At 69.7% G+C, this 12,426-nt stretch carries 11 protein-coding genes; 5 read left to right on the top strand and 6 right to left on the bottom strand.

Going from position 1 to position 12,426, the window contains the following annotated elements; genetic code table 11:
- The first annotated feature begins 11 nt into the window (after nucleotides 1-11).
- A complete protein-coding gene (locus IPH07_32870) occupies nucleotides 12-170 on the top strand; it encodes a hypothetical protein (protein ID MBK6922230.1) in 159 nt (52 codons plus the stop codon).
- Nucleotides 124-1,326, top strand: a complete 1,203-nt coding sequence (locus IPH07_32865; GenBank protein ID MBK6922229.1) for a sel1 repeat family protein — start codon at nucleotides 124-126, stop codon at nucleotides 1,324-1,326. The genes IPH07_32870 and IPH07_32865 overlap by 47 nt, the downstream gene beginning before the upstream one ends.
- Nucleotides 1,327-1,332: 6 nt before the next feature.
- On the opposite strand, the gene glmS is transcribed toward IPH07_32865, so the two are convergent.
- Nucleotides 1,333-3,168, bottom strand: coding sequence for a glutamine--fructose-6-phosphate transaminase (isomerizing) (glmS, locus tag IPH07_32860; protein MBK6922228.1), 1,836 nt, complete (start codon nucleotides 3,166-3,168; stop codon nucleotides 1,333-1,335).
- 92 nt (nucleotides 3,169-3,260) lie between these two features.
- Between glmS and IPH07_32855 the strand changes: the two genes are divergently transcribed.
- Nucleotides 3,261-4,184, top strand: a complete 924-nt coding sequence (locus IPH07_32855; protein MBK6922227.1) for a hypothetical protein — start codon at nucleotides 3,261-3,263, stop codon at nucleotides 4,182-4,184.
- A gap of 12 nt (nucleotides 4,185-4,196) precedes the next feature.
- On the opposite strand, the gene IPH07_32850 is transcribed toward IPH07_32855, so the two are convergent.
- From IPH07_32850 to IPH07_32840, 3 genes are all read right to left on the bottom strand, one after another.
- Nucleotides 4,197-4,919, bottom strand: a complete 723-nt coding sequence (locus IPH07_32850) for a hypothetical protein (protein MBK6922226.1) — start codon at nucleotides 4,917-4,919, stop codon at nucleotides 4,197-4,199.
- Between the two features lie 82 nt (nucleotides 4,920-5,001).
- A complete protein-coding gene (locus tag IPH07_32845; GenBank protein ID MBK6922225.1) occupies nucleotides 5,002-5,832 on the bottom strand; it encodes a hypothetical protein in 831 nt (276 codons plus the stop codon).
- Complete coding sequence (locus IPH07_32840) at nucleotides 5,829-6,812, bottom strand: calcium-binding protein (GenBank protein MBK6922224.1); 984 nt, start codon at nucleotides 6,810-6,812, stop codon at nucleotides 5,829-5,831. The genes IPH07_32845 and IPH07_32840 overlap by 4 nt, the downstream gene beginning before the upstream one ends.
- A gap of 148 nt (nucleotides 6,813-6,960) precedes the next feature.
- On the opposite strand from IPH07_32840, the gene IPH07_32835 reads away from it, so the two are divergent.
- Both IPH07_32835 and IPH07_32830 read left to right on the top strand, forming a co-directional pair.
- Entirely contained in the window at nucleotides 6,961-7,878 is a 918-nt protein-coding gene (locus IPH07_32835; GenBank protein ID MBK6922223.1) for a hypothetical protein, read from the top strand.
- A 132-nt stretch (nucleotides 7,879-8,010) separates the two neighbouring features.
- The gene (locus IPH07_32830) at nucleotides 8,011-9,054 is read left to right on the top strand and encodes a peptidoglycan DD-metalloendopeptidase family protein (protein ID MBK6922222.1); all 1,044 of its coding nucleotides are present in this window, start codon (nucleotides 8,011-8,013) and stop codon (nucleotides 9,052-9,054) included.
- A gap of 188 nt (nucleotides 9,055-9,242) precedes the next feature.
- Here IPH07_32830 and IPH07_32825 read toward each other — a convergent pair whose 3' ends face one another.
- Both IPH07_32825 and IPH07_32820 read right to left on the bottom strand, forming a co-directional pair.
- Nucleotides 9,243-10,811 carry an insulinase family protein gene (locus tag IPH07_32825; GenBank protein MBK6922221.1) on the bottom strand — a complete coding sequence of 523 codons (1,569 nt, stop codon included), beginning with the start codon at nucleotides 10,809-10,811 and terminating at the stop codon, nucleotides 9,243-9,245.
- 53 nt (nucleotides 10,812-10,864) lie between these two features.
- Nucleotides 10,865-12,370: an insulinase family protein gene (locus IPH07_32820; protein MBK6922220.1), complete on the bottom strand. Its 1,506-nt coding sequence runs from the start codon at nucleotides 12,368-12,370 to the stop codon at nucleotides 10,865-10,867.
- Nucleotides 12,371-12,426 lie beyond the last annotated feature (56 nt).

Raw genomic sequence — 12,426 nt, 5'->3', positions numbered from 1 at the left:
GCCGCGATGGCGTGTGGCGCCGACGCGACCGCGCCTGCATCACCACCGTCGCCCGCGACTTCGGTTGCGGCGTCACCGGCCGCGAGCTCGCCAGCGGAGGCGTCGCCGCCCACGTCCGCCGCGGTGGCGTCGCCCGCGACGCCGGCGGCTGCGCCCACGCCGAGCTGTGATCGCTGCACGGGCAGCCCCTGCGATCCCGCCGATGCGCGCGCCTGCGACGACCTCGCGCAGGACGTCCTGCACGCCCGCGGCGTGACCTACGACCGCGCGCGCTACGGCGATCTCGAGCAACGTGCGTGCGAGGGCGGCTACGCGCCGGCGTGCTCGATGGTCGGCATGCTCTACCAAGACGGCCTCGGACGCCCGCACTCGGATGTCGAGGCCGCGAAGTGGCACGGCCGCGCATGCGAGGCCGGGGCTGGCATCGGCTGCTACAACCTCGCCAACATGATCGGCGGTGGCGAGCACACCACCGCCGATCCCGAGCTCGCCGCCACGTACTACGTGAAGGCGTTGGCCGCGTTCGAGCGCGCGTGCGAGGCCGGCGACGCGCAGTGGTGCGCCAACGTCGGCTTCATGTACGAAAGCGGCCTGGGCACCAGCGCCGACGAGGCGCGCGCGTTCGCGGCCTACGAGCGTGGGTGTCCCGGTCACGCCAACCCCTGCATCAATCTCGCGCTCGGCAAGCTCAGCGGCCGGGGCATCAAGCAGGACCCCGAGGGTGCGATGACCCTGCTCGAGCAGGGCTGCGCCGGCGGCAGCACCTACGCATGCGCATTCTTCGGCCACGAGCTGTGGCTCAGCCCCGTCACCAGCACCAGCGTCAAGGGCGTGCAGCAGCTGACCGCGGCGTGCGATGCCAACGAAGCCATGGCGTGCGGTTGGCTCGCGATGGCGCTCGAGGCGGGCCGCGGTACCGCGACCGATGCCGCGCGGGCGCTCCAGCTGCTCGGTAAGGCCTGCCAGCTCGGCGATGGTGCCTCGTGCAGTCAGCTCGTCGACCGCCTGCTCGAGCGCAAGCAGCGATCCGACACCGATCTGTTGCGGCAGAGCCTGACCACCGGCTGCCAGATCAACGACACCCGTGCCTGCGGGATGCTGTCGTTCATGATCGAGAACCGCGCCTTCGGCGAGCCCGATGCGGCGCAGCTCCACGAGCTGCGCGTCGTCGGCTGTCGCATGGGTGACCTCGACGCGTGCGCGTGGATCCTCGAGCGCGGCGAGGCGCCCGACGTGCTGCCCGCGCGCGTGGAGAAAGTCCGCGCCCATGCGTGTGCGAAGGGCGTGAAGGCGGCATGCGACGGCACCGCCGCGGCCGCGCCGTAGCGTCGGTCACTCGACGGTGACCGACTTGGCGAGGTTGCGTGGCTGGTCGACGTCGGTGCCGCGCAGATCGGCGATGTGGTACGCGAGCAGCTGCAGCGGGATGCTGGCGAGCAGCGGCTGCAGCAGCTCGTCGACGTCGGGAACGACCACGACGTCGTCGGCCATGTCGGCGATCTCGCGGTCGCCCATGGTCGCGAGCGCGATGATCTTGCCGCCGCGGGCGCGGACCTCGGCGAGGTTCGAGAGCACCTTCTCGTAGCCGGGGCCGCGCAGGGCGATCACGACCACCGGCAGGTTCTCGTCGACCAGCGCGATCGGGCCATGCTTCATCTCGCCGGAGGCGTAGCCCTCGGCGTGCACGTACGAGATTTCCTTGAGCTTGAGCGCGCCCTCGAGCGCGACCGGGAAGCCGAGCCCACGGCCGAGGTAGAGGAAGTCGCGCGCGTGCATGTAGCGGCGGGCGATGGTGCGGATCGCCGGCAGCTGGCCCAACAGGTGGTTCATCGCCTCGGGCACCGCCGACAGGCCCATCATCGCGCGCTGGATCGCCGCGTCGTCGAGGGTGCCGCGCCGCTTGGCGACGTGCAGCGACAGCAGCACGAAGATCGTCAGCTGGCTGGTGAAGGCCTTGGTCGAGGCGACGCTGATCTCGGGGCCGGCGTGGGTGTAGACCACGTGATCGGCGGCGCGGGCGATCGACGAGCCGACCACGTTGCAGATCGCCAGTGTGGTCGCGCCCAGGCGCTTGGCCTCGCGCAGCGCCGCCATGGTGTCGGCGGTCTCGCCCGACTGCGAGACCGCGACCGCCAGCGTGCCGGGCTGCACCACCGGGTCGCGGTAGCGGAACTCGCTGGCGAGGTCGACCTCGACGGGGATCCGCGCGAGCTTCTCGAGCATGTACTTGCCGCACATCGCCGCGTGCCAGCTGGTGCCGCAGGCCAGCAGTAGCAGCTTCTGCGTGCCGGTGAAGTCGAGGTCGAGTCCGTCGAGGCGCACCTCGGCCTGCTGCGGCGACATGCGGCCGGCGAGCGCATCGGAGATCACGCGCGGCTGCTCGTGGATCTCCTTGAGCATGAAGTGCTTGAAGCCCTCCTTCTCGGCGGCGACGGGGCTCCAGTCGACCCGTCGCTCGGGGCGATCGACGCGCTTGCCGGTCGCGTCGTAGACCTCGATGCTCTCGCGGGTCAGGCGCGCGGTGTCGCCATCTTCGAGGTCGACCACGCGGCGGGTGTGCTCGAGGATTGCGGCGACGTCGGAGGCGACGAAGTTCTCGGGCTTGTCGGACTCGCCCAGGCCCAGCAACAACGGCGCGTTGTGGCGGGCCGCGACCACCTCGTGGGGGTGGTCGTCGTGCAGCACGCAGATCGCCCACGTGCCGCGCACCTGCGCGAGCGCGCGGGACACCGCGACACGCAGCTCACCGCCCGCGGCGACCTCGCGATCGACGAGGTGCGCGAAGATCTCGCTGTCGGTCTCGCTGCCGAAGCGGCACCCGACCGCCTCGAGCTGCTGGCGCAGCTCGAGATGGTTCTCGATGATGCCATTGTGGATGATGCTGACCTTGCCCTGCCGATGCGGATGGGCGTTGGCCTCGGTCGGGCGACCGTGGGTGGCCCACCGCGTGTGGCCGATGCCGCAGGTGCCCGCCAGCGGCTCACGCTCGAGCAGGTCGCGGAGGCGCTGCAGCTTGCCCTCGCAGCGCGCGACGCGGGCCGGTGCGCCTGCGCCCGAGAGCACCGCGACGCCGGCCGAGTCGTAGCCGCGATACTCGAGGCGTCGCAGCCCCTCGAGCAGGAGAGGAGTCGCTTCACGATGCCCGGTGTATCCGACGATGCCGCACATGATTTGAACTCGACCAGTATATCGCGCGGACGCCAGCGCAGGATTCCCGGATCGGGACCTGCTACCTTCGGGCCGTGGCGACGCTTGGGCCGATGGCACCGGGGGATGCAGACGCGAGCGCGAGCCCATGGTGCGCGGCCTCGTCGGTCGCGGCGGGTGAGTCGCAGTTCGGCACCGCGGCCCCCGGCATCGATGCATGGCTGATGCTCGAGTACACCGGCGCGTGGGCCGGCAAGGCCTGGGAGGCCGCGCAGGTGTCCGCGTCGGTGCGCGCCCACGTCGATGCGTTCATCGAGGGCACCGCGGGCGCACGCTTGCAGCTCATCGGTCGTCCCGGCGCCGCGCGACGCGGGCCCGCCGGCGTGGTCGTGATGCTCGCGTCGACCCGCAACGACGGTGTCCCGCGGGTCGCACGGTGGCAGCTCGATGGGCTCGACGCGCTGCCGGGCATCGACCTCGCAGGGGCGCTCGCGCAGCTGCGCACCGGTGCGGTCCCGGCCGGCGCCCAGGCGGTCACGCAGCCACTCCTGCTCGTGTGCACCAACGGCAAGCGCGATCGTTGCTGTGCGAAGTTCGGGGTCGCGGTGTACGAGGTCGCGGCCCGTCGCGCCGAGCTCGAGGCGTGGCAGACCACGCACCTGGGCGGCCACCGCTTCGCTGCCACCGCGCTGTGGCTGCCCGAGGGCCTGTGCGTGGGGCGACTGACGGCCGCGGGCACCGACGCGTTCCTCGACGCGGCGCTGCGTCGCGAGCTCGGCGACGTCGCGTTGCTACGCGGTCGCACGTGCCTGAGCGAGGCCGCACAGGCGGCCGAGTGCCTGTGGCGCAGCGAGCTCGATCTGCGCGGCTTCGACGACGTCGTCATCGAGGGCGAGCAGCCGGACCCGGGCGGCGTGCAGGTGCGGGCGCGGGTGCGTGGGGCAATGCTCGAGCGGACCGTGCGAAGCATCGACACCGGCGCCGTCGCGGCGCCCAGCTGCGGGAAGCCACCGGCGCCGGTGCTGCGCTGGGCCTGAGGACCGTGCCCGTCAGGGCGGGCAGGTCGGGACCGCATCGATGCACGTGTCGGCATCGAGCGCCGGCGCAGATGCGAAGCCGATCGATCCCTCCGCGAGGGGCGGCGACAGGCACGAGGCCGCAGCGATGAGATCGGGCTCGTCGATGCACGGGTCGAAGGTCGATGGGGCGACCAAGGGCCGGTAGGCCTCGAAGAACGACACGTCCAAGTCCTGGTTCGCCGAGGACGACGCCACCACGCCGTCGTCGAGGACGTAGTAGTGCGTGATCGAGCCATAGATTCCGGTGTCGATGACCCACTGCACGGTGTACCGCCCCGGCGTCGCATCACGGAGGCCCTGCAGGATGCAGCGCGTGTTGGTATCCGCGGTCTCGGTCGCTTCGGGCGTCATCGCCGTCTCGTCGATCGTCAGCTCACCGGTCGTGGTGGTGACCCACAGCTCGACGTCGCCGCACGGCGTCGGCAAGCTGCCGCAGCTGAACGCATCCCACGGCGGCACGACCGGTTCGTCCAGCTCGGTGCCCTCGAAGCTGTGGTCCCAGCAGCCGTCGTGGAGCCCGTCGGTGGTCGAGCTGCCGTCGCTGCTGGAGCTCGCGTCACTCGTCGACGAGTCGCTCGCCGAGGCGTCGGTGGTGAGTGTGTCGTTGGTGGTGTTGGACGACTGCGGTGGTTCGGTACCGCACGCCGTCGTCAGCCAAGTGCATGTGATCGCCGCGGCGAGGTACGTGCGCATGAGTTCGGTTCTCGTGTAAGTGTTCATTGACATGCCAGATGCAGGTCGATCGCCTGCCGTTGTTGGAGCGCGCCACCCGGCGCTACGGCGTGCACGCCGGGACGGCATCGATGCACACGTCGGCGTCGAGCACGGGTACCTGCGCGAGGCTGAGCCCCTTCTCGGCCGGCGGCGCCAGGCATGATGCCGCGGTGATGAGATCGGGTTCGTCGATGCACGGGTCGAACGTCGACACGTCGACCAGCGAGCGATAGGCCTCGAAGTACCACTCGACGAAGTCCTGCCTCGCCGAGGACGACGCGACGACGCCGTCGTCGAGCACGTAGTAGTGCGTGCGTGAGCTCGAGAAGCCAGCGTCGATTGCCCATTCTACCGTGTACTGCCCTGGCGTCGCGTCGCGCAGGGCCTGCAGCATGCAGCGCACGTTGTCGTCCGCGGCGGCGACCTCCGCGGGTGTCATCGCCGTCTCGTCGATCGTCAGCTCGCCGGTCTCGCGGGTCACGGACAGCTCGACGGCGCTGCACGGCGTCGGCAAGCCGTCGCAGGTAAACGCATCCCACGGCGGCTCGACCGGCTCCTTGGAGGAGCTGCCCTCGAAGCTGTGATCCCAGCAGCCGTCGTGCAGACCGTCGTCGGTGGTCGATCCGCTGTCGCTGTCGCTGTCGCTGTCGCTGCCGCTGCCGCTGCTCGAGCTGGCATCGGTCGTGACACCGGTGCTGCTGGTGCCGGTGCTGGTCGAGCCGTCGACGCCCGACGACATCGCGTCGGTCGATGTTGCCGATGCCGAAGCATCGGTGGAGGTGCCGGTGGGCGACTGCGGTGCTTCGGTTCCGCAGGCCGTCGTCAGCCAGGTGATTGCCATCGCGGCGCCGAGGCGCGCGCGCACGTCGGGGTGTGCCGTGTTCGTGTTCATTGGCAGGCCAGATGCAGGTCGATCGCCTGCCCGTGTTGGAGCGCGCCACCGGGCGCGACGAAGGTGAAGGAAGCTCGCTCGACACCGCAGTTGCCACGCGTGTCACACAGTGACGCGCGAGCATAGCCGAGCTCGATCGAGAGCACGCCGAACGACGACAGCGGCAACAGCTCGCCGGCGAGCCCACGGCGATCGCCGTCGTGGTCCGACCACAGCACGAGCTCGCCGAAGCGTGGATCGGCGGGGGTGAGTCGCCCGTCGCCGTTGGCATCGAGCTCGCGTAGCGCTGCGAAGCCGTGCTGGGCCGTCGCGCCGGCGTGCAGGCGGGTGCCGGAGCCGAACAGCTCGCGCCCGTCGACGATGGTACCGTCGCCGTCGCGATCCAAGGCGAGCCACGGCGTGTCGACGGTGGGCCAGTCGGTGGCGAGGCAATCGCCGGTCAGCTCGTTGTCGAAGACCGCCGTGGCCCCGGCGGTGAGTCGTGGCTCGGCGCCGTCGAAGGACAGCACGATCGGGGTGCTGGTGCCGCCGTCGTCCTCGCAGGCACACGCGGCGGGGTCGCCGTCGCACTGCCACATGGGCGTCGCGTCGATGAGCACGCAGGTGTCGTGGCCGACGCCGAACTCGCACGACACCGTGGCCCCGAGATCGCATTGCGGCACGACGCACTCGCCCCACACGCCCGCGTCGCAGTACTGCTGCGCGTCTGGCTCGCTGCACGGGCGCGCGCCGCCCTGGACCTCACAGGTCTCGCTGGGGCCAGTGGTGGTGCTGCCCGCGCTGGGGTCGCTCTCACTGGTCGCGTCGTCCTCGGGGCCGCTGTCCTCGCTCGTGTCGGTCTCGCCGGTCGACCCGGTCGCGCCATCGGTGTCGTGGTCGTCCGCGTTCGAGTCGGCACCGATCGGTGACGACGGGCCGCTCGCCGCATCGCCATCGTCGCGCTCGTCGCAACCACTCACCGCCACCGTCAGCGAGATCAAGCCCGAAACCCACCCACAACACCGCAATCCAAGCTGTCTACGCATCGTCATCCATCCATCGGGCTCGACCCATCGTCGGCCTCACCCTACGAGTGTCGACCTCGACGGGGTCGATCGCTTCGGCGCAGAAAGAAGCTACGATGCTGCGATGCATCGCGCTTGGTGTCGTGTCGCGGGTGGGGTGGGGTCGTGGGTCATTGCCATCGCGGCTTGCAGCAGCCCGGCGTCGCCCGACGGCGAGAACACGGGTGCGGGAACGCCGACGGGCGGCTCGTCGAGCTCGAGCGAGAGTGATGGGAGCCCCACCACCACCGCGAAGGACACGAGTACCGACGCAACCCAGACGGGGCCCGCGACCGCCACCGACGGCGCGCAGGACACCGTGTGCGACGGTGGCGAGGGCGATTGGGATCTCGGCCCCGAGGGCACCAGCGGCGGTGCCGAGGACACCAACGCCGGGATGGGCGACGACATCCCCATCGGGGCGACCGTGTTCGTGGTGCGCACCGGTGGCATTCCGGCCGGCACGCTGGTCGAGCTCGACGAGCTCGTGGTCACCTCGCCGGTCGCGGTCGAAGACGGCGAGTACCTGGTGTTCGTGCAGTCACCCGAGGGCGGCGAGAACTCGGCGATCACCGTGCGCAGCAGCGCGCCGCTGCAGGTCGAGATCGGCGACGCGGTGCGGGTGGTCGGGCGCGTGGCGACGAAGCTGTCGTACGAGCAGATCGTGCTCGAGGGGGCGGTCGCCGACGTGGTGGTCGAAGGCACCGCCACGCTGCCGCCGCCGGTGACCTTGCCGCTGTCGGCCCTGCTCGCGCCCGGCGACGGGCCCCAGCCCTACGAGAGTGCGCTGGTGCGGATCGAGAGTGCGACGGTCACCGATCCCGAGGTCTGCAGCGGCGAGTTCGCCCTGACCACCGAGGTGCGCGTCGACGATCTCTTCCTCGGCGGCAACGCGCCGAGCCCGAGCGTCGGGGCGACCTACTCGGCGATCATCGGCCCGCTGCGCTTCACCGAGGACGCGTTCGATGTCGCGCCGCGGAGCCTCGCGGATCTCGTGCCGTGAGCGAGTGCTCGGGGGCGAGCGGCCGCGTGGCGTGCGACTCGCGAGAAAATTCACCGCGCCCTTAAACTGAACGCGCGCCCGTTCCACTTCCCCTCTTGGAAGCGGGTTCAGTCACACCGCCGAGGGCACGACATGAGAAACCAGGGTACGGGGAGACACGGTGTCAGCAGCTGCAAGCTGGCACTCATTGCGGCATCGGTCGCGTTCGGACTGTCGGCTTGCTACGAGGGCTTGGGGCCTGATGGCGAGCTCGAGCCCAGCTTTCCGGGCTTCGAGATGCCTGCCGAAGGCGAGGAGCCCGTCGGCGGAGCACCCGGCACGAGCTCGATCGCCGCGGCACCGCCCGCGAACAACGCCTTCCCGGTCGCCGGCTACGTTCGTGGGGAATCCTGTGGCGACGGCTTCGGCGATCCTCGACCGGGCGGGCGCACGCACCAGGGCGTCGATTGCTTTGCGGCCCAGAGCCACGCGCCACTCGTCGCCGTGGAGGATGCGACGATCCGGGTGGTTCGCACCGCCGCGGAGACCCCCGAGTTCTCCGGGAACAGCATCTCGATCCGCGGCGACAGCGGCTGGCGCTACTACTACGGCCACATCGAATCGACGCCGTTTCGCAAGGCCGACCAGGGGCTGACCCGAGTCAAGAAGGGCGATGTCATCGCGCTGATGGGTTCGACCGGCACCTCGGTCGAGCATCTCCACTTCGAGGCCGCTCCGGGCGACAGCGACGCCGTCGATCCGTATCCGTTCATGGCGACCTGGCAGCGCACCGCAGGGAACGGAGCTCCCCCGCCAGCGCCGACACCAGACCCGGAGCTGCCGCCGCCACCGCCCGTCGATGGCTGTGGTGTGCTCGTCCCGGGTGAGGTCATGTTGCCCGGACAGATCTTGTACTCCTGCGACAATCGCTTCCAGCTGGAGCTACAGACCGACGGCAACATCGTGCTGCGCATCGTCGACTACGTCGCGCTGTGGAGCTCGAAGACCTACGGCACGTCGCCTTCGGGTTTGGTGATGCAGGAGGACGGCAACCTGGTGCTGTACGGCACCGACGGCGGGCCGATCTGGCACATCAGCACCCACGGCCATCCCGGCGCGTACATGGTGCTGCAAGACGACGGCAACCTCGTCGTCTACGAGGGCGACAAGCCGCTGTGGAACACGGGCCCGGCGTAGCGGGCAACGTCGAGCCGGCCGCCCCCGACACCGCGGACGTCCACATCAATGCGGCCACGGCACGGGAGCCCGGCACGGGTGCAGCGAGCATGCGCAATCGACAACACCGGCGGAGGTGGCTGTCCCGTTCGGGAAGACCACCCGCGCCGGTGTCGGGCGAGCGAGCGACGGCGGCGATCGGCCGCGCGCTACTTCGCAGGCGCAGCGACCGTGTGCAGGTCGCCGTCGTACTTCACGATCTTCGCCTTCGGGAAGACCTGCTTGATCTGCTTCTCGACCTTGTCGGCGCGGCCGACCACGATCACGTGCGGGATCGGGTGGATGTAGTCCTTCGCGACGCGCTGCACCGCGGGCACATCGACCGCCGCGAGCTGATCGCGGTAGGTCCGCCAGTAGTCGAGCGGTAGCTCGTACATGAGCGCCTCGTCGAGACGATCGGCGATCTGGTCCGAGGTCTCGATCTCGAGCGGGAACGAACCGACCAGCTTCTTGCTGACGCCGTCGAACTCGGCCTGGCTCGGCGCTTCGCTGCGCATGCGCTTGATGTGCTCGAAGATCGCCGCCAGCATCTCGCCGGTGCTCTTGGTGCGCGTGCGCGTCGAGATCGCGAAGGTGCCGGGCGCCTGGCCGTCGCTGATCTGCGAGTAGATGCCGTAGGTCAGGCCCCGCTTCTCGCGGACGTCGGTGAACAGCCGGCCGCCGGCGTCGTCGCCGAGGATGCTGTTGGCGACCTGCAGCGCGGCCCAGTCACCGTGGCTGCGCGCGATCGCGAGGTTGCCGACGATGATCTCGGACTGCGCCGAGCCGGGTCGGTCGACCAGGTGGACCGTGAGCTCCGTGGGCAGCGCGTAGGTCTTGTACTGGTTGAGCGGGTTGGTCGGCAGGCTCTGCCCGGTCGGCACCGCCTTCCACGCCGCGAAGGCACGCTTCACGAGGGGCTCGGCCTCCTTCTGCGTGATGTCGCCGGCGAGGATGAGGTACGCGTTGTTCGAGCGGTAGAAGGTCTCGTGGAACTTGCGCAGGTCGGCGACGGTGACCGCGTCGATGTCGGCCTCGGTCGCGAACGGCCGGCCGTACGGGTGCCCCTCGGGATACGCGACCATGTCGAACAGCGTCTGCGCGAGCGCAGAGGGCTGTGACTTCGAGAAGCCCAGCGCGGTCTTGGCGGAGGCCTTGAGCTTGTTCAGCGCGTCCTCGGGGAACGCCGGGTTCATGACCTCGTCGGCGATGAGCGTGAGCGCGAGCTTGAGGTCGGGCTTGAGCACGCGCGAGCCGATGCCCGAGGTGTGCACGCCGCTGCCGGAACTGATGCTCGCACCGACGAACTCGATGGCCTCGTCGATCTTGGCCTTGGGCCGGCTCTTGGTACCCTCACCGAGCATCGCGGAGACGAACGGCGCGATCTGTTCGGCGTCCATGCTGCCCGCGCGCACCGAGAGCTGCACCGAGACCACCGGCAGCTCGTGGTTCTCGACCACGTAGACCTGCAGGCCGTTGGGCAGCGAGAAGTTCGCGGCGGTGGGGAAGTTGACCGGCTTGGCCTCCGACGGCGGCGGCGGATCGGGGTAGACCTTTGCGGGCGCGGTCTGGGCGACCGGCTCGGGCTTGGGCTCGGGCGTGGTCGCGACCGGGGGCGTCGTGACGGGCTCGGGGGTGGTGGTCTTCTTCGGGCCGCACGCACCCAGCGCGAACGCCAGCGCCACGGCGGAGGCGCCGAGGCGGGCGAGGCGACGGTGCGACGTGATCGCGGCGGGCATGGACGAAGGATTGGAAGTCGTCATGGGGATTCTCCGCTTGGCCTCTTCGTGGCTCACTTCGCCGGCACGATCTCGGCGACCATCCAGTTGTCGGTGAGGTAGGTGTTGGCGACGCGCTTGATGTCGGCCGGCGTGACCGAGCGGTACTTCTCGGTGTCGCTCAGCACGAAGAACGGATCGCCCTCGAGCAGCGCGCCGAAGCACAGCAGGATGCCGCGACCGTTGTTGGTCGAGAGCTGCTTGATGGTGTCGGCCGTCATCTGGTTGATGGCCTTCTGCAGATCCTTGCGCGTGATGCCCTTCTTCTTCACGGCGTCGATCTCGGCCTTCACGACCGTCTCGATGTCGACCAGCGACTTGCCCTCGACGGGCACGAAGGCGGCCATCGCCGCGCCGGCGTCGCGACCACCCGAGGCCTCGGAGGGCATCGCGATCGCGGCCACGGCCAGCTTCTTCTCGTCGACCAGCTGCTTGGTGATGCGCGACGAGTCCCCGCGCATGAGGATGTTCATGAGCAGCTCGACCGCGTGACGGTCGGGGTGGGTGGCCGGCACGGTCTTCCAGCCGATCACGTAGAGCGGCTGCTGGGCGAGCTTGTCCTCGAAGCGCTTCTCGACCTTGACCTGCGTGTGATCGACCGGCGCGAACGGCTGACGGTCGGGGCCGCGGGCGATGTCGCCGAAGTGCTTCTCGACCTTGGTCTGCACCTCGGCGGCGTCGACGTCACCGACCAGCACCATCACGGCGTTGTTGGGGACGTAGTACTTGTCGAAGAACGCCTTCACGTCGGCGGTGGTCGCCGCCGAGAGGTCTTCCTCGCTGCCGATGCCGGGGTGACCGTAGCCGGTGCCCTTCCACGCGTCGGCGAAGAAATCCTGGATGGCCTTGCTGTAGGGCACGTTGTCCACGCGCATGGCCTTCTCTTCCTTGACGGCCTTGCGCTGGTTCTCGAAGTTCTCGTCGGTGATCGCCAGCGAGCGCAGGCGATCGCTCTCGAGCCACAGCACCATGTCGAGGTACTGGCTGGGCAGGATGTCGAAGTAGAGCGTGACGTCCTGGCTGGTGAAGGCGTTGAGCTTTCCGCCCACGCCGAGCACGTTCTGGAAGTGGCCGCCGTCGGGGATGTTCGCGCTGCCCTTGAACATCATGTGCTCGAAGAAGTGCGCGAAGCCGGTGCGGCCGGGCTCGTCGTCCCGCGAGCCGACGTTGTAGACCATCTGGAACGAGAAGCTCGGCGGGCTGTGGTCTTCGAGCACGTAGACGTGCAGGCCGTTGGCGAGCACGAAGTGCTTGGCCTCCATCGCGACCGAGAGGCCTCGCGTGGTGCCCTTCATCTCGCGACGCAGGGTCACCAGCTCGCCAGGCTTGGGCGGCGTGGCCGCGGCCGGGGCGGCCTTGGCCGGCTTGGCGGTGGTCGCCTTCGCTGGGACCTTCGCATCGGGTTTCGCGGGCGCGGCCGCGGTCTCCTTGGCGGGGGCGGCCGCGCGGACCGACATCGGCGCGAGGGCCAACGACGTGGCGAGAATCGTGGACAGACGCAGGGCGCTAACGCTTCGCATCGAGGAACATCCTTCGTGGCCGTGCTCGGGCGACCGGACGCTACCACATCCACCGT

The organism is Deltaproteobacteria bacterium, assembly GCA_016709225.1.
Taxonomy (GTDB): domain Bacteria; phylum Myxococcota_A; class Polyangia; order Nannocystales; family Nannocystaceae; genus Xiheibacterium; species Xiheibacterium phototrophicum.
Note: the sequence above shows the minus strand (reverse complement) of the source record. Positions and strands in the feature narration are given on the sequence as shown.